The organism is Desulfitobacterium sp. LBE (assembly GCF_007830365.1).
Taxonomy (GTDB): Bacteria; Bacillota; Desulfitobacteriia; order Desulfitobacteriales; family Desulfitobacteriaceae; genus Desulfitobacterium; species Desulfitobacterium hafniense.
In genome coordinates, this window is the sequence record NZ_VLKD01000001.1 from 5387354 (window position 1) to 5405358 (window position 18005).

The 18005-nt window shown below is 50.2% G+C and carries 17 protein-coding genes; all 17 read left to right on the forward strand.

Going from position 1 to position 18005, the window contains the following annotated elements:
* Positions 1-54: 54 nt before the first annotated feature.
* The 17 genes from DESLBE_RS25585 (at position 55) to DESLBE_RS25665 (ending at position 17635) form a co-directional block, all read left to right on the forward strand.
* Positions 55-2148: a beta-propeller domain-containing protein gene (locus DESLBE_RS25585; RefSeq protein WP_144678528.1), complete on the forward strand. Its 2094-nt coding sequence runs from the start codon at positions 55-57 to the stop codon at positions 2146-2148.
* 170 nt (positions 2149-2318) lie between these two features.
* On the forward strand, positions 2319-2891 hold the full coding sequence (locus DESLBE_RS25590; protein WP_018306763.1) for an NUDIX hydrolase: 573 nt from the start codon (positions 2319-2321) through the stop codon (positions 2889-2891).
* Positions 2888-4051: an endonuclease Q family protein gene (locus tag DESLBE_RS25595; RefSeq protein ID WP_011460246.1), complete on the forward strand. Its 1164-nt coding sequence runs from the start codon at positions 2888-2890 to the stop codon at positions 4049-4051. The genes DESLBE_RS25590 and DESLBE_RS25595 overlap by 4 nt, the downstream gene beginning before the upstream one ends.
* Positions 4052-4142: 91 nt before the next feature.
* Positions 4143-4739: a stage II sporulation protein M gene (locus DESLBE_RS25600; RefSeq protein ID WP_005810999.1), complete on the forward strand. Its 597-nt coding sequence runs from the start codon at positions 4143-4145 to the stop codon at positions 4737-4739.
* Between the two features lie 224 nt (positions 4740-4963).
* Positions 4964-5254: a FeoA family protein gene (locus DESLBE_RS25605; protein WP_144678529.1), complete on the forward strand. Its 291-nt coding sequence runs from the start codon at positions 4964-4966 to the stop codon at positions 5252-5254.
* Between the two features lie 57 nt (positions 5255-5311).
* Positions 5312-5533 carry a FeoA family protein gene (locus DESLBE_RS25610; protein WP_011460243.1) on the forward strand — a complete coding sequence of 74 codons (222 nt, stop codon included), beginning with the start codon at positions 5312-5314 and terminating at the stop codon, positions 5531-5533.
* Between the two features lie 63 nt (positions 5534-5596).
* Positions 5597-7744 (forward strand): ferrous iron transport protein B, encoded by a 2148-nt coding sequence (gene feoB, locus DESLBE_RS25615; protein ID WP_018211244.1) that lies wholly within the window; start codon positions 5597-5599, stop codon positions 7742-7744.
* Between the two features lie 44 nt (positions 7745-7788).
* Positions 7789-7965: a FeoB-associated Cys-rich membrane protein gene (locus DESLBE_RS25620; protein WP_015944610.1), complete on the forward strand. Its 177-nt coding sequence runs from the start codon at positions 7789-7791 to the stop codon at positions 7963-7965.
* Positions 7966-8151: 186 nt separating this feature from the next.
* Positions 8152-8532, forward strand: coding sequence for a metal-dependent transcriptional regulator (locus DESLBE_RS25625; RefSeq protein WP_005811011.1), 381 nt, complete (start codon positions 8152-8154; stop codon positions 8530-8532).
* Positions 8533-8718: 186 nt separating this feature from the next.
* Positions 8719-9957 (forward strand): acyl-CoA dehydrogenase family protein, encoded by a 1239-nt coding sequence (locus tag DESLBE_RS25630; RefSeq protein WP_144678530.1) that lies wholly within the window; start codon positions 8719-8721, stop codon positions 9955-9957.
* 144 nt (positions 9958-10101) lie between these two features.
* Entirely contained in the window at positions 10102-11853 is a 1752-nt protein-coding gene (locus DESLBE_RS25635; RefSeq protein WP_018306765.1) for a long-chain fatty acid--CoA ligase, read from the forward strand.
* A 22-nt stretch (positions 11854-11875) separates the two neighbouring features.
* Entirely contained in the window at positions 11876-13036 is a 1161-nt protein-coding gene (locus tag DESLBE_RS25640; RefSeq protein WP_018306766.1) for a 2-hydroxyacyl-CoA dehydratase family protein, read from the forward strand.
* Entirely contained in the window at positions 13033-14262 is a 1230-nt protein-coding gene (locus tag DESLBE_RS25645; protein ID WP_018306767.1) for a 2-hydroxyacyl-CoA dehydratase family protein, read from the forward strand. Before DESLBE_RS25640 ends, DESLBE_RS25645 begins: the two co-directional genes overlap by 4 nt.
* A gap of 25 nt (positions 14263-14287) precedes the next feature.
* Positions 14288-15073, forward strand: a complete 786-nt coding sequence (locus DESLBE_RS25650) for an acyl-CoA dehydratase activase (RefSeq protein ID WP_172625501.1) — start codon at positions 14288-14290, stop codon at positions 15071-15073.
* A 25-nt stretch (positions 15074-15098) separates the two neighbouring features.
* The gene (locus tag DESLBE_RS25655) at positions 15099-15329 is read left to right on the forward strand and encodes a hypothetical protein (RefSeq protein ID WP_018211250.1); all 231 of its coding nucleotides are present in this window, start codon (positions 15099-15101) and stop codon (positions 15327-15329) included.
* 72 nt (positions 15330-15401) lie between these two features.
* Positions 15402-16370 carry a site-specific tyrosine recombinase XerD gene (gene xerD / locus DESLBE_RS25660; RefSeq protein WP_018306769.1) on the forward strand — a complete coding sequence of 323 codons (969 nt, stop codon included), beginning with the start codon at positions 15402-15404 and terminating at the stop codon, positions 16368-16370.
* A gap of 98 nt (positions 16371-16468) precedes the next feature.
* Entirely contained in the window at positions 16469-17635 is a 1167-nt protein-coding gene (locus DESLBE_RS25665; protein ID WP_144678531.1) for a phosphopentomutase, read from the forward strand.
* Positions 17636-18005: the final 370 nt, after the last annotated feature.

Consider the following 18005-nt stretch of genomic DNA (forward strand, 5'->3'; position numbering starts at 1 on the left):
CCGCTCTTTACGTCTATAAGAATAAAGGAAAAATGAGGCAGACGGATAAAGAATATGGATAAGGAGGGAGAACAGGTGAAAGGGCAAAAGATGGGTTTGGCTCTGGTGATGGCGTGTTTGCTCACTCTTCTGGGCTGGAATGCTTACCAGACGAAGACCATAGCAGCAAGCGGCGATGAAAAAATAGGAGCAGAAAGTCCGCAAAAGGTAGGGCAGGAGGCGCCGGTGGAACCGCTGCCGACTGTGGGTTCTTTTGAAAACTTCAAGAAACTGATGGCGGAAGCCGAGTCGCGCACCAGGAATGTTGTGATGTACAGCGGTGGCGATATAGCTGCTGCTGAGAGTAGCCCGAAGGCTTCAGCCGCTTCTTCGGCAGGGAATCTTTTAAACGGTAAGCTGGATTATTCCGGAACCAATGTTCAGGTCCAGGGGGTAGATGAGGCCGATACGGTTAAAACAGACGGGAAATACATCTATAAGCTCACCGATAATCAGCTGATCATAGCCAAAGCCTATCCGGTGGAAGAGATGGAAGTTGTTGCTGCTCTGCAGTTTGACGGGGAAGTTCATCCTCTGGAGATGTATGTGGACGACCAGTATCTGACCGTTATTCTCAACCAAAACTATGCTTGGCGGCAAGTTTATCCGGCACCGGCTCCTCCTTTTGAAAACAGTGTCAAGGTTCTGATCTATGATCTGGCTGATCGCAGCAATCTGAAACAGGTCAGGGAACTGGAGCTTGACGGAAGCTATCTTTCCTCAAGAAAAATCGGCGATACTCTCTATCTGGTCAATAATAAATACATTCCCCTTTACCGGCTGCAGGAGCAACCGGAGGCACTGCTGACCCCCGGCTATCGGGACAGCCTGGAAGGCGGGGAGATTCAGCGGATCGGTTATGAAGAAATATGCTATTTTCCGGGGTCCCCTCAACCGAATTACCTGCTGATTGCCGGAATTGATCTCGGCAACCTGAGTACCAAAAAGACGGAAGTAAAAACTTATCTGGGAGCCGGTGAGAATATCTACAGTTCTTTAGAAAATCTCTATGTGGCCGTACCTGAGTATAAATACGAGCAAGTCCAGCCCCTTCCGGAGCCGGCTGATACGGCAGGCAGCAATACCTCTGCCATGTCCAGAATGATTGCGGTCATGCCGGCGGAAGTGAACACCAGTGTTTATAAATTCAACTTGCAGGCTGGAGATACAAAGTATTTGGGGATGGGCAGCGTACCCGGCAATATCCTCAATCAGTTCAGCATGGATGAACATAACGGCTATTTCCGGATTGCAACCACCCTTCAGAAATTGCCGGTTCGGACAGGAGAAGCGGAACTGACCAATAATCTTCATATTTTGGATCAAAGCATGAAGCAAGCAGGGAAAATAGAAAACATCGCTCCCGGAGAGAAAATTTATTCGGTTCGTTTTATGGGGGATAGGGGCTATATGGTCACCTTTAAAACAGTAGATCCCTTGTTCGTTCTGGACTTAAAAGATCCCAATCATCCCGCTGTTCTCGGTGAACTTAAAATCCCTGGTTACAGCAATTACCTTCATCCTTATGATGAGAATCATATTATCGGCTTTGGGAAAGAGGCCATAGAAGTGGAAGATCCGCACTGGTCGGGTGAAGGAACGGTGAAAAATGCCTATTACCTTGGCATGAAGGTGGCTCTCTTTGATGTCAGTGATGTGAACAACCCCCAGGAGAAATTTAAAGTTGAAATCGGGGACAGAGGAACGGAGTCGGAATTGTTCTGGAACCATAAAGCCCTTCTTTTTGATCGGGAAAAAGGCATCCTGTCCTTCCCGGTGACCGTTTGCGATATTGACCCGGCCACCGTCAACAAAGACGATTATCTGGCTCAAAAAGACCCGCGCTTGGCCTATGGGCAGTCGGTTTTCCAGGGAGCTTTTGTTTATGATCTTTCCGCTGAAGAGGGCTTCACCCTGAAAGGGATGATAACCCACCATCCTCCGGGAGAAGTGGTGAATCTTCAAAATACTGGGCGCTATGATTACAACCGGGATATTTCCCGCAGCCTCTATATCGGAGATACACTTTACACCTTATCCAACAGCTATCTGCAAGCTAATGATTTAAACACCATGGAGGAGCAGGGGAAACTGGAGATTCATAACTAGATAGGAACGTTTGCGCGGGCGGCTGCAGCCGTCCGCTTTTTTTGCTTATAAAGGATTTCAGGGCGCAGACTATCCCGTGGCTTCGTTTCAGGGACCCAAGTCAGTATGTTATAATAAATAGTGAACGGACAGACTAAATAAGATCGATAGTTGGGGAGATGAAACAGATTATGAGTGATCAATCCAGCCAACAAAGGACCGGTGCAATTGAAGACGCCGGACTGGAAGAGAAATGCATAGAGAAAGAAATCGTCTTTGCCGGACGCATGCTGAGAATGGACCGGGATAGAATTCGTTTGCCCAATGGTGCGGAAGCCACCCGGGAAGTGGTGAGGCACCCGGGGGCGGTAGGAATCGTACCTTTTAAAGGGGATGAGCTGCTTTTGGTCCGTCAATATCGTTACCCTATCCAGCAGGCCACTTTAGAGATACCGGCAGGTAAGCTGGAGCCGGGGGAAGAGCCGCTGGTCTGCGCCGAGCGGGAATTGCGGGAAGAGACAGGCTATCGTGGCACTTTGGAGCATTTGGTCAGCATCTATACCACTCCGGGTTTTACCGATGAAATCATCCATCTTTATAAGGCAACGGACTTGGTCTGGGATCCCTTGCAAGCTGATGAGGATGAATTTCTCAATGTGGTGAATACACCTTGGGTCCAAGCTAAAGAAAAGGCTTTATCAGGTGAGATTAATGATGCCAAGACCATGCTGGCCATAATTTTGCTAGCGGGTAAAGAGCGGTGAAGCATTACTACACGGATCTTCATATTCACATCGGCCAAAGCTTAGATGGCAAAGCAGTCAAGATTACTGCGGCCAAGACCATGAATTTGCCCGGAGTCATCCAGGTTGCCCGTGATATCAAAGGCCTTGCCATGATCGGGGTCATCGATGCCCAATCGCAGGGTGTGCGGAAGGATTTCCGCACCTTGCTTCACGAAGGGGTACTCCAACCTCTGGAGGGGGGAGGATATGCCGCCCAGGGGTTGATCATTATTCCGGGTACGGAAATCGAACTCTCTTTGGGCACGGGCTCCGCTCATTTTCTTGCGTATTTCCCAACCTTGAACCACCTGGAAAGCTATATCCATAAATTGCAGCCTTATGTGAAGAACTGGCAGCTCAGCTCGCAAAAAGCTCATCTGGGTGTGGAACAATGGCTGGAGGCTGTAGCGGCTGGGGAGGGTATCTGGCTGCCCGCCCACGCCTTTACACCCCACAAGGGGATTTATGGCAATTGCTGTGAGAGCTTGCTTGATGTATTGCCGGGAATGCCTCTTGCCCTGGAGATTGGTCTGAGCGCGGACCGGCAAATGGCACGTTCCATCCGTGAATTGGGTCAGGTCGTGCTTTTCAGCAATTCAGACGCCCACTCTCTGCCCAAGATCGCCCGGGAGTATAATCTGCTGAGTTTAGCCGAGGGCTCCTTTCTGGGACTGCAGGAACTGGTCTATAAGGTTAAGGGGGAAGTTTTGGCCAACTATGGGCTGCCCCCTGTGTTTGGCAAATACCACCGAACCTATTGCCTGGTTTGTGAAAAGGTCGTTGAAGGGGAGCCGCCTTTGTTGGAATGTCCTGCTTGCGGGAGCCGGCAGGTGGTTATGGGTGTATTGGATCGCTTGGTCAGTATTGCCGATGCCGAAATTCCGCCTGAACCGGATCCGCGGTATATTTATCAGCTGCCCCTTAAGGATTTGCCGGGAATCGGGCCAAAAATGGTGCGGAATTTACTCCAGCATTTTGGGACGGAGATGAATGTGCTTCATCAGGTCCCCGGAGAAGAGCTGGTGAAGGTAGCGGGAGAAAAGGCTGCCCGCTGGATAGAGCTTTCCCGCCAGGGAAAACTTCTCTTTCAGGCAGGTGGGGGAGGAGTATTTGGCAAGGTAGTGGACATACTTTCCTAACTTTCCGAATAGGATGTCTATAGAGGATGTCGGCACATGATTCCAGTGTGCCGGGAGCCATGGTGTGGCTATAGACAGGAGGCTGGGAGGTATGCGTAAACTTGGCGAGCATATCCGACAATATTGGGTGATTTATCTGGCTCTGGTCAGTGTCTATCTGGCAGGAGTCATCTTCGGAGCAGTGGGTGTGGGAGCGTTAAACACTGGAGAAACTCAGGAACTCAGCGGCTTTCTGGACAAGCTGCTGGCCGGCCAACCCACCACTCTTGACACCAACTTCCTTATTCAGCTGGCCAGGGAGCAGTTTATCATTATGGCCGGTATCTGGTTGCTTGGTTTGACCGTCATCGGGACCCCCTTGATTTTTCTCATCGTCTTTACGAGAGGATTTGTGTTTGGCTTCACCTTGAGCTTCATTATTGGCATGAAAGGCCTGTGGGGGTTAGGACTTGTCTTGATCTCCATCTTGATTCCGGCCTTGGCGGGGATACCCTTTCTCCTGCTGGGGGCGGGTTTGGCGACCATCTTCTCCATGATGCTCTTAAAAGGTAAACAAGTTGGCGAGTCTTTGCGGCGGGAGTTTATGTATTATTCCGTAGCCACTGTTCTGGTCTCTCTGGGAGCTGTCTTCGTCGGTGTTTCCCAAGGGTATTTCTCTATTTTAGGCGTGCGTTTCTTTAACCTGTGATAAAGTTGCCCATAATAAAATAATGATCCGCAGCAAATAAATGCTGAGAAGGCAAAAGCCGGGATACAGGTCGGCTGCCTTCCCGGCATTTTTTTTATTGTGCAATTCTTATTAAATTTGTCGGGAAATAAATAGAAAATATATTGATTAATAAAGTTAGCGGTGGTAAACTATACCTAGTTAGCGTTGCCTTACTGTATTCTGTGGATTAAGGAGTGATCATAATGACAACACAAACTGTTGGTCTCCCGATTGGAAATATGAATGGATCCGCTTTGGCACCTGTTGCAGGTTCAATGCCCTTAGCCATGGTAGCCCCCGGTGAGGAAGTCAAAGTCGTTTCTATCAAAGGAAGAGACAACACCAAATGCTTTTTGGAAAACTTAGGCTTTGTAGAAGGGGCAGTGATCTCCGTGGTCACTGAGCTTGCCGGTAATGTCATTGTTGCTGTTAAGGATACCCGGGTTGCAGTGAATAAATCCATGGCAACACGGATTCTTACGGTTAAAGTATAAAGAGCAGAAAGAGCTCGGCAATGAAGATTGATGAAAGACAATGAAGGAGGAACTGGAATGTCTACCCTGAAGGATGTGAAGGTAGGTCAAACAGTAACGGTAGTAAAGCTCCATGGTCAAGGAGCTCTCAAACGCCGCATTATGGACATGGGTCTGACGAAAGGCACGGAGGTATTTGTGCGAAAAGTAGCACCTTTGGGAGATCCCATTGAGCTGAATGTTCGGGGGTATGAGCTTTCCATTCGTAAAGAGGATGCCGCCAATATCGAAGTTGAGTAGTAGGATTTCTATTTTTTTGACCCATAGTTAGTTGATGCTAACTTTTTAGAAGGAGGAAAAAAGATGCCATTGAAAATTGCACTGGCAGGGAACCCTAATAGTGGAAAAACAACTCTGTTTAATGCTCTTACGGGTTCTAACCAAACTGTAGGAAACTGGCCAGGAGTGACTGTAGAGAAAAAAGAAGGCAAGCTCAAGGGACATAAGGATGTAACCATCGTTGACCTGCCGGGAATTTATTCCCTCTCGCCCTACACCCTGGAAGAGGTCGTCTCCCGGAATTATTTAATCGGTGAAAAGCCGGACGCTATTATTAATATTATTGACGGCTCGAATTTGGAGCGGAACTTATATCTTACAACCCAACTCACTGAGATCGGGATTCCTGTCATCATTGCCATTAATATGATGGACATCGTCAATAAGAATGGTGATAAGATCAATATTGAAAAGCTCTCCAAGTCTTTAGGGTGTGAAATCATGGAGATTTCCGCTCTTAAAAGAATGGGAATCTCTGAATTGGCTGATAAAGCGGTAAAGACAGCACAAAATGCTCAAAGCCGTCCTGCCAAACTTGCCTTTCAACCGGAAATCGAAGAAGCACTCAAGGCGATTAGCAGCAAGCTGCCGGGAGGCATCGCTGAGGAACAAAAACGCTGGTATGCCATAAAGTTCTTCGAACGGGATGAAAAAATTCTGGAACAAATGACCGCTGTGAATGTGGAAGAGGTTATTGTCGCTGTGGAAGATGCTCTGGATGATGACAGCGAATCCATCATCACCAATGCCCGGTATAATTTTATTACTTCTATTATAAAAGGAAGCTATGTGAAGAAGAGTTCCTCTAAAATCACTACCTCGGATAAGATCGACAAGGTGGTAACCAATCGCTGGCTGGCTTTGCCTATTTTTGCCGTCATCATGACGTTGGTCTATTATATCGCTATTACGACAGTCGGTGATATACTCACCGGATTCACCAATGATACCCTTTTTGGAGAATGGATCAGCGAGCCTTTGGCCGGCTGGTTTGAGGAAATCGGTGCAGCCGGTTGGCTGGCCGGACTTATCGTGGATGGGATCGTCGGTGGGGTAGGGGCGGTACTGGGCTTTGTTCCCCAAATGCTTGTTCTTTTCTTCTTGCTGGCTATTCTTGAAGAATGCGGCTATATGGCGAGGATCGCCTTTATCATGGACCGGATCTTCCGTCGCTTTGGCCTCTCCGGGAAATCCTTTATTCCTATGCTGGTTGGTACCGGGTGCGGTGTGCCTGGGGTTATGGCCACCCGGACCATTGAAAGCGATCGTGACCGGAGAATGACCGTTATGACCACCACCTTTATGCCTTGCGGCGCCAAGATGCCTATCGTCGCCTTGATAGCCGGTGCGGTATTCGGCGGTGTATGGTGGGTCGCTCCCAGTGCTTATTTTATCGGAGTCGCGGCCATCGTCATTTCCGGCATCATTCTCAAAAAGACCAGCCGTTTTGCCGGAGACCCTTCTCCCTTTGTCATGGAATTGCCTGCTTATCATATGCCCACCGCGGGAAGTGTCCTGCGCAGCACCTGGGAACGGGGCTACTCCTTTATTAAGAAAGCCGGAACCATCATCTTGCTAGCCAGTATCTTTATTTGGTTCCTGTCCTCTTTCGGTATGGTTGAAGGCTCCTTCCAGATGGTCGAAGATATGGATGCCAGTGTTCTGGCCGCTATTGGCGGTGTTGTCGCACCGATCTTTGCTCCTCTTGGCTTCGGCACCTGGCAAAGTACGGTAGCAACCATCATGGGCTTGGTTGCTAAGGAAGAAGTGGTCGGCGTGTTCGGGGTTCTTTACGGAGTATCAGGAGATGCTCTGGGCTTGGTTGAAGAAGGGGCTTTCGGCAGCCTGGGCGCTATCGCCGCTCACTTCACAGCTCTTTCTGCTTACTCTTTCTTGGTCTTTAACCTCCTGTGCGCTCCTTGCTTTGCAGCTATCGGAGCCATCAAAGGGGAAATGAATGATATGAAATGGACCTGGTTTGCCATCGGTTATCAAATGGTCTTTGCTTATGCCATTGCTTTCCTGGTATTCCAATTTGGTTCTTTGTTCAGCGGTGCAGGGTTTACTGTAGGTACAGCCGTCGCAGCCCTTGTCTTCGCAGGGTTATTGTATCTGCTCTTTAGACCCGGCCGGCCTACCCCGAGAGTCAGCGGGATTCCTGTCAAAGGGTGAAACCTATAAGCGGGTTTGATTTTTAGGATAAGAAGGTGAATGCTATGCTTGAGTGGATCAGCTCCAATGGTGTGAATTTAATTATCGGTGCCGTTCTTCTTGCTGTCATTGCTCTGGCGGGTCGCAATGTGTATAAAACGAGAAAGAGCGGCGGATGCTCAGGATGCTCAAGCAGCTGTGGCTGTGGGAGCGGAGGTTGTGAGTCAAATAAAGTAGAATAGTCAAAACCAATGTCTAAAGAACATTATAACGAAAGCCGCTGCTGTGTATCAGTCAGCGGCTTTTTCATAATGCTAAAGTTTGATGGCGAACGATTGATTTTTCTGCTTAATTATACTATGCTTTTAGAGAGAGCCCAATTATTGCAGGAAGTCTGTCTGAAATAATTATAAAAAGGAGCTATTGCCATGAGTATTCAGGAATCCGGCGAGATGTATCTCGAGACTATTTATATACTTCAGAAGAAAAAAGGCGATATTCGCTCCATTGATATTGCCCATGAGCTTGGTTATACTAAGCCGAGCATAAGCCGTGCGGTAGGAATTCTTAAGAAGAATGACTATATTGAAGTGGATTCTTCCGGCGTCATCACCCTGACCGATGAGGGTGAGAAGATCGCTTCCCGCATCTACGAACGCCATGATATCCTTACCCGGTATCTGGTTTATTTAGGCGTGGATGAAGAGACGGCCGCTCAAGACGCTTGCCGTGTGGAGCATGTCATTAGTCAGGACTCCTTTGAGAAAATGAAAGAAGAGTATCACAGACGCATGAAAGAACAGAGTTAAGCAAGAGTGTTGTGTGTACAAAGGGCCGCTGCCCAATGAACTGTATAGTTCGTTGAGCAGCGGCCCTTTTAAATTAACATCCTTTTCTAAATTTAAGAAGGGTATTGACGTACTTATCTATGAGTGTCAGAATATTCATAATAGTACGAAATGAATGGCTATTCATTTCTGGAAAGGAGAGAGGGCATGTTTGATTTTCTCTTGACCTCAGAGCAAAAGCTCCTGCAAGAAGAGGCGGCGCGCTTTGTCAAAGAAAAGGTACCCAAACAGCTGATCTTAGCGATGGATGAAGAAAAGGTGATCTATCCCAAAGAGTACTTAATGGACCTGGGTCAGGCCAGACTTCTGGGGTTGCGCTTTGCTGAGCGGTACAGCGGACGAGGGCTGCAATGGGTGGATGAAGTTTCAGTTCTCGAAGAGATCGGGGTTTTGGGTACGAGTTTGGCGTGCCTTTATTCCTTACCTTCCATCGTCGGCGAAGCCATTAATCATTTTGGCTCAGAGGTGCTGAAAGATCGTTATTTAAAGCCTACTTTAGAAGGAAAGCTGTACACTGCTGAAGCATTGACTGAGCCGAGAGGAGGATCGGATTTTTTTGGGGCAACGACTTTAGCCCGGCGTGAGGGGGATGTCTATATTCTCAATGGGCAAAAGCGTTTTGTGGTGGGAGCAGAGGGGGCCGACTATTTTATGGTTTATGCCAAGACCGATCCGGAAGGACCTGCCCATCAGAGTATCAGTGCCTTTATCGTAGACCGTGGTCCCGGAGTGGAAGTGGAACATATCTACGGCTTAATGGGAACCCGTGGAGGCGGGGCAGGCCGGGTAGTTTTCAAGGATGTAAAAGTTCCTGCCGAAAACCTTCTCGGTGTGGAAAACGGTGCGGCAGACATTTTTTATCAGATGATGATCCCGGAACGGCTGACCAGCGCCGCGGGAGCCTTGGGGATGGCCCGGGCGGCTCTGGAAGTAGCTTCTGATTACAGCACCAGGCGCAAAGCTTTTGGCAGAAAAATTAAAGATTTTCAAGGGGTCAACTTTAAAGTGGCTGACTCAATCACCCGCCTGGATGCAGCCCGCTCACTTGTTTATACCACCGCCCGGGCCGTGGATTCTGGAGTGCCGGGCCATGTGGCACGCCGTTTGGTCTCCGAGGCGAAAAAGTTCGCCACGGATTCGGCCTGGGCCGTGGTCAACGATGGGATGCAGATCATGGGAGGGATTGGTTATACCAATGTCTTCCCCATCGAGCGATTGCTGCGGGATATCCGTCTCATCATGATTTGGACCGGTACCAATGAAGTGATGAATCTCATTATCCAACATGAGTATTACAAAGAACGCCGGGGGAATTTACAATGCCATCGCTCCCTGGAAGAAGATGCGGTGAATGCTCATTTGACGGAGGAAAAAGTATATGAGTAGTTGCCCATAAGGTCGATGAGGCCGCAAAAGGTTTGGCTCATGGCTGGAGAAAGATAAAAGCGGTGAGCTCATTATAGAAATCAGGGTGTCCGGGATTAAGGTTTAGAGGAAAAGAACCATGTAATGGAAGCGGGAGGTATACTCATGAGTCAGGAAAATAAAAGGCATGAATTTCCCTGGAGAGCTCAATACGACCAACAGGTTCCCCATTACCTAAGCTATCCTGAAGAGACGGTGGATGGGTTATTCCGCAAAAGTGTGCAAAAGAATTCCGGAGAGGTTGCCCTAATCTATTTTAATAAGAAAATGAGTTACAGTGATTTGGGCAATAAAGTCGAACGCCTGGCAGGTTCCCTGCAAAAGCTGGGTATTGATCCCGGGGATCGGGTGGCCCTTTTGCTGGCTAATTGTCCCCAATACGTGATTGCTTATTATGCTATCCTTGCCATTGGCGGGGTGGTCGTTCCTGTCAATCCTCTCAGTACCGAATCAGAATTATTGCATATTTTTCGGGATGCTCAGGTCAAAGCAGCCATTTGCCTGGACCTTCTGGCCGAGCGGCTGGAAAATGTGAGAGACATTTGTCATCAGGCCGGAGAGACCCAATTGCTGAAGCATACCTTCTATACGGCTCTCAATGAGTATATGCCTTTTCCTCTTAAATTTCTTTATCCATTCACACGGAAGCTGTCCCCGGGAGGTAAGGAACGCCTCAAAGTTGCCGGGAGGTTTAAGGATCTGCTGAATGAGGGCAACGGTCCCGTGCTAAAAGGTTATCCGTCCCAAAAAGTGGATGTTCGTAAGGATATAGCGGTCCTCATCTATACCGGCGGCACTACCGGACGCCCCAAGGGGGTGATGCTTTCCCATTATGGTTTGCTTGCCAATGCTTATCAGGCGATAGCCTGGGTTCAAATGGGCAGCAAGGATCGTTTGGTCACTGTTCTCCCGGCCTTTCATGGGTTTGGCATGTCCGTGTGCATGAATGCTCCCTTATTCTCCGGAGCTTCCACGATTCTGATTCCCCGCTTTGAAGCGAAAGATGTCCTGAAAGCCATTCACAAGCATAAGCCCACGTATTTTGCCGGAGTTCCGACGATGTATATAGGCATGATTAATTACCCCCAATTAAAACGCTATAGTCTTTCCTCCTTAGTGGGGTGTTTCGTGGGAGCAGCTGCTCTGGCCCCCGAGGTTAAACGAAGCTTCGAAGAGCTTACCGGAGCCCGGCTGATGGAGGGATACGGTCTCACTGAAGGGGTCAATGCCCTCTGCTGCAATCCCTTGCGGGGGGAAAACAGAACCGGCAGCATCGGTTTTCCTTTCCCGGATGTGGACTTTAAAATCAGGGACATTGACACCGGTGAAGAGGAGCTGCCTCCCGGTGAATCGGGAGAACTGGTGATTCAGTGTCCGGACTTAATGCTGGGCTACTATAACCGGCCGGAAGAGACGGCCTACGCTTTAAGGGATGGCTGGCTATACACCGGAGATATCGTGACCATGGATGAAGACGGGTATTTTTATCTTGTGGACCGTAAAAAGGATATGATTATCACCGGTGGCTTCAATGTCTATCCCCGGGAAGTAGAGGATGTGCTGTATGAACACCCGGCAGTCAGGGAGGCCTGTGTGATCGGGGTTAAGGACGGTTACAGCGGGGAAAAGGTAGTGGCTTTTGTCAGCCTTAAAGATGGAGCTGCCGCTACAGAGCAGGATGTCATCGCCTTTTGCCGCAAACACCTGGTCCCTTATAAAGTTCCTAAAACCGTAGAATTCCGTACCGATTTACCTAAGACGGCTATTGGCAAGATCCTGCGCCGGGCCTTGCGGGATACTCCTCCTGCAGAAGGGGAAGCAAAACAGAGTGCCAAGGAAGCGGCAGCGACGAAGTAGCTGTAAGTCAGGAGGATGCCCCATGATGGAATGGAGTGTGCCTGAAGAGCAAAGAGATTCCCTAAGCTTACTGTTGGAGGAATCCGCGCTTAAAGGCTTAAAACGCAAAACCCGCTATCCCAATCACCGTTTTTTGGGAATACTATGTTCCTATTTTCCGGAGGAACTGATTATGGCCTTTGGTCTTGAGCCCCTGCGCCTTTTGCCGGATTCCGCCCAGCGGACCCCTGGGGAGCTGCCTCCTTTTTCCTGTTCTTTGGCCCGGGGGATCTTGGATATGGAGTTGCAGGGCCGCTGGGAAGACCTGCTGGGGGTCGGCTTTGTCCATACCTGTGATACCATGCAGTGTTTAAGCGGTATTTGGGAGTTTGCCGGCCAACAAAACATCGTCAACATGGTTCCTCCCGTCATGCTTAAGGCAGTCGGGGCCAATCAGTATTATCGGGAGGAGGTCAAAAGGGCCTGGGAGCAATTGCAAAAACTGACCGGTCATGAGCCTACAGAGGAAAGTCTAAGGGAAGCCATCCGCCTATGCCGGCGCATCAGGGAAAAAGTCAATGAGGTGGAAGAGCTGCGGGAGAAGTTGCCTTCCCCTCTGACGGCGGCCCTGCTGCGGGCCGGGCAGCTTATGCCCAGGGCAATCTATGCAGAGGCTCTGGATGAAGTGCTCCCTGTACTCTATGCCAGGGCGGAGGAATCCGGTTCAAGGGCACGCCTGATGGTCTCGGGGGCTGTTCTGGAGAATGATCAAGTGTATGCCATGATCGAGGAACTGGAGGGGCGGGTCGTGGTGGATGACACTTGTACGGGTTACCGCCACTACTCCGGGTCCCTGATGGAGGAGTCGGCTGACCCCTGGTATGATCTGGTGAAACGCTATGAGGATATGCCTCCCTGTCCCTGTAAGAATCAAAGCCTCAATGCCCGCCTGAAGTATTTGGGGAATTTAGCCTTCCGGCGGCAGGTGGAAGGTGCGGTGCTGGTCATCCGCAAGTATTGTGAACCCCATGCCTGGGATGCGGTTCCCTTGGCGGAAACCCTCCAGAACCGGGGAATTCGTACCTTGGTTCTGGAACTGGAGGGAGCGGAGGCAGGGGGACAGGAGAGAACCCGGCTGCAGGCATTTTTGGAGAGCATTCTGGAGAATCGGTCTTCAGATTCGGGGGGGAGGGCACAAACATGACCCAGGAGACGCAGCAACGGAATTATCGTCCCCTGCGCAGTACGGATACCCTGAAGAAAACCATGAAGCGTTACTATATCTTAACCGGGTATCACCGCTATTGGGGTAAGCCGCTGGGCCGCAAGATTGCCTGGGTAACCAGCGGCGCCCCTGTGGAAATTTTGCGGGCTTTTAAGATTCATCCGGCTTACCCGGAGCAATACGCTGCTATTTACAGCACCAATAAGGCTACGGCCCGATTATGCCAGGTGGCGGAAGCGGCAGGCTATTCCCAGGATCTATGCTCCTATGCCCGCTCCAATATCGGTGGAGTTTTACGGCCGGATCTGGCCCCTTTAGGAGGAATGCCCAAGCCTGATCTGCTGGTGGCCTGCAATAATATCTGCGGTACAGTATTAAAATGGTATGAAGTGCTGGCCCGGCACTTTAAAGTTCCTTTGCTGGTGCTGGATACTCCTTACCTGACGGGAGAGATGAGGTCGCAGGCCAGGAATTATGTCCTGGAGCAGCTTAAGGCCATGGTTGTGGAGCTGGAGAAAATCACCGGCAGGACATTAGATGAAAAAGAGCTGGAGAAGCAGATGGAATTCAGCCGGGAAACAACCGGTCTCTGGAAAGAGGCCCGTCAAGCCTGTCAAGCCCGCCCCTCCCCCCTGAATGCGCCCGATCTCTTTATCCATATGGCCCCCATTGTGGTGATGAGAGGGACCAAAGGGGGGCGGGATTATTACCGGTTGTTTCGTGACGAGGTCAGGGAGCGGAAGGCCCTGGCCCAGGGTGCGGTGGAAAATGAGCGGATTCGTTTGGTCTGGGATAATATTGCGATTTGGCCTAAAGTATTCAGTTTCAATAAGATGTTCACGGAACGGGGAGCATGCTTTGTCACCGATACCTATAGCGGCGGCTGGGCCATGGAGCAGGCACCGGGTACCCCTTTGGAAAGTCTGGCCGCCACCTATACGGAAGTTTTCCTGAACCGTTCCCCGGAATTCCGCACCAAACAACTGGTGCAGCTCATTGGGGACTATCAGGCCGATGGATTCGTAATGCACTCCAATCGCTCCTGTAAGCCCTATTCTCTGGTCCAGGAGGTTATCCGCAGAAGGGTCATGATGGAGACAGGTGTTCCGGGATTGATGATCGAAGCCGATATGGCTGATCCCCGGGCTTATGCAGAAGAACCCATCCGCAATCGTGTTCAGGCCTTTTTGGAGACCTTCGATTGAGGTGGGCAAAGGAAAGAGGGAAGGTATGGCCAAAATATATATTGGGGTGGATATCGGCTCCCTGACGGTGAAAGTCGTTCTTATCGATCAGGAAACTGAGATGATCGCTTATGACACAGCCCGGGCCGGGTATAGCGGACGGGAGGTGGCGGTTCAGATGGTGGCTAAGCTGCTGGCGGAGTCAGGACTTAGCCGGGAGGATGTGGGCGGGACGGTTGCTACCGGATACGGGAGGATTACTTTTCCCGCCGACCGGGAAGTATCGGAAATCACCTGTCAAGCCAGGGGAATTCACCACCTTTTTCCCACTGCCCGCACCATTATAGATATCGGAGGACAGGACAGCAAAGTGATCCAAATGTTGCCTAACGGCAAAGTTGTGGATTTTGCCATGAATGACAAATGTGCGGCGGGAACAGGCCGCTTCCTCGAAGTCATGGCCTCGGCACTGGAGATTAGTCTGAATGACATAGGAAACCTCGCCGAAACGTCTCGGAATCCTACGGCCATATCTTCCTTTTGTACGGTCTTTGCGGAATCGGAAGTGATCACTCATGTATCGGCAGGAAAGCCGAAAGAGGATATACTGGCCGGGGTCTGCGCATCCGTGGCCAGCCGTGTAGCATCTTTAGCACAGCGGATCGGCTTAGTGCCGGATATTGTGTTTACCGGCGGGGTAGCCCGCAATCAAGGGGTATTGGCTGCACTCCGCCGACAATTGAGCCATCCTCTGCTGGTGTATAGTGAACCCTCGATCACTGCCGCTTGGGGAGCGGCCTTAATGGCATCAAGACAATCCCCCTCTGCATAAATTTTAGGGATTGGGGGTCGAAGTTATGCAGAGAGGTAAAAGCTGGCCGGAGTTTCTTTTCACTATCGCCCGGATCGTTATTTTAATGATGCTGCTGGCCGTCATGCTGCCCAAGCTGGTCACGGTCTGCAGCCTCTTGCTTACATCCCAAGGGGACAAAGATGAGAAACCCAGCGGCAACCCGATGCGGGTTGAGGAGGAAGGCACTGTGTGGAGCGAATTTGTCATACAGCTCTTTCCTGATATAAAAAGATAGGGATTCGCCGGTTTAAACCCGCAGGAAAACCTTTCCCTCTTGTAGAACTTTCTAAGCGAGGGAGGGATTGCTGTGGAGGTTAAAACAGAAGCTTGGCTTAAGAAATATTTGAGCTACCTTAATGTGGAACGAGGGCTTTCCCCCAATACCCGAAACAGCTATGAACGCGATTTGCGGAAATTCACAGCCTTTCTTCAACAACGTGGGAAAAACATTATAGCTTGTGAGGGCAACGACCTTTTCTTATTTCTTCTCCAGGAGAAGAATCAGGGGAGGTCTGCCCGCACATTGGCGCGGTACCTCGCAACCCTGCGGGGTTTCTTTGCTTTTCTCTTAGGGGAGGAGATGCGGGAAGATGATCCCACCGAGTACCTGAGCACTCCGAAGCTTGAACAGCATCTGCCCCATGTTCTGTCTGAGGGGTCAATCAGCAAGCTTATGGGTGAGGGAGGGGACCGGGACAAAGAAGGGCCCAAACCTGGCAAGAGCAGTAAAAAAGCTGGGGATTCTGACTCAGAAGGGAAGGATAAGGGACTATTGATGCGTAATATTGCCATGATCGAGGTACTCTATGGTTGTGGCTTGCGTGTCTCCGAACTGGTGGGCTTAAAGGTTTCGGATATCATCTTTGAGACGAGGACCCTGCGCTGCCGGGGCAAGGGGAACAAAGAAAGGATTGTCCCCATCGGCGAATATGCCCTGGAGGTTTTGCAGAATTATCTGGAGCATGATCGGGAACGCCTGAGGGGAAAGCATAAAACGGAAGTCCTCTTCCTTAATTCCCGAGGTACGGCTCTGACCCGACAAGGGGTTTGGGATATCCTCAAAAAATGGGCACAAACCCATGGTGTTCAGGAAAATATTTATCCCCATAAATTCAGACACAGTTTTGCTACTCATCTCTTGGATCATGGAGCGGATTTACGCTCCGTTCAGGAAATGCTGGGGCATGCCGATATTGCCACGACCCAGATTTATACCCATCTTTCCCGTCAAAGGCTGTTGGAAGTATTCCGCAAAGCCCATCCCCGGGCTGATTAAGATGTGATAAAATTTAATTTAATAAGATTGATAAGATGAATGGATTGATAAGCTTAACGAGTTGATATGTTTAATGAAATTAAAGGAGGAAGCGCTTTTTGAAACGAGCCATCTTGATTGTTTTAGATAGTGTGGGAATTGGTGAAATGCCCGATGCCCATGAATACGGAGATGTGGGCAGCAATACCTTAGGCAATATTGCCAAGGCCCGTGGAGGTCTTCATTTGCCTCATCTGCAGAGATTAGGTCTGGGCAATATTGCACCTATTCAGGGAGTGGACCCTGGGGCAAGCCCGCAAGGCTGCTATGGCAAAATGGCGGAGCGTTCCCCCGGCAAGGATACCACTACGGGACACTGGGAAATAGCCGGTGTGGTTCTGGAAAGGGCCTTTCCTACCTTTCCCCAAGGTTTTCCGGAGGATTTTCTTCAAGCTTTTGCCGAGCGCATCGGCCGCCAGGTCATAGGCAATGAAGTGGCTTCCGGCACAGAAATCATTCAGCGCCTGGGACAGGAGCATGTGCGGACGGGAAAACCGATCGTCTACACTTCAGCAGATTCAGTGTTTCAGATCGCGGCTCATGAAGAGGTGATCCCTTTAGAGGAATTATATCGAATCTGCGGGATAGCCCGGGAAATGCTGGAGGGGGATTTAAGAGTAGGCCGAGTCATCGCCCGCCCCTTTTTAGGCGAGGAAGGAAACTTCTACCGGACCACCAATCGTCATGATTATGCCATTGAACCGCCTCACAAAATCCTCCTGGATATGGTGAAGGAAAAAGGACTTCAGGTCATGGCTGTGGGAAAAATCAAAGACATCTACGCAGGCCATGGGGTTACGGATCATCTGGCCAGCAAAGGGAACAGGGATGGGGTGGAGAAGACCCTGGCTTTTATCAGGGAGAAGAAACCGGGCTTGATCATGACCAATCTGGTGGATTTTGATATGCTTTACGGTCATCGCAATGATGTGGAAAACTATGCTCAAGCCCTTGAGGAGTTTGACGGGAGATTGCCGGAAATCCTCGCTTCCCTTGAGGAGGAGGATATCCTCTTCATCACCGCCGACCATGGGTGTGATCCCACCACGGAAAGCACGGACCATTCCCGGGAGTATGTTCCTTTACTGGTCTATGGGAAGAAGGTTGTGCCCGGAAGGAATCTGGGAATCCGCTCTTCTTTTGCGGATTTGGGAGCGACGATTACTGAGTATTTGGGGACGGAAGAGTTGGTTAATGGGCGGAGCTTTCTGGGGGAGTTGATTTGAGGGAAGGCTTCGCAAGCTGGATCTCCAGGATTTTGCTTTACACCGGTCGGCTCCATAAGCTGCGCGGACAAAACTAACGCTCAAGCACTCCGCTCCGAAAAGTCCACCTGCGCCGTTAAGTAGGCTCTGTGGCAGGCGGCTTGGGCGAAACCCTCACCCGGGTTTCGTGGCTAAATCGGCTCCTGCCTCATAGCCGGTTGGAAACGTCCTGTTTCCAACCCGACTCCGCGTGCGCCACGCATGATGATTAACTTGGCGGTGAAAGTCCGCTATGGGGGTATGTAGCGACCAACCATTAGCTTAAGGCAAGGGTGTCCATCGCGAGATGGAATCTGAAGGAAGCCAGCGGCAAAGTTCCGGCCTGAGGAAC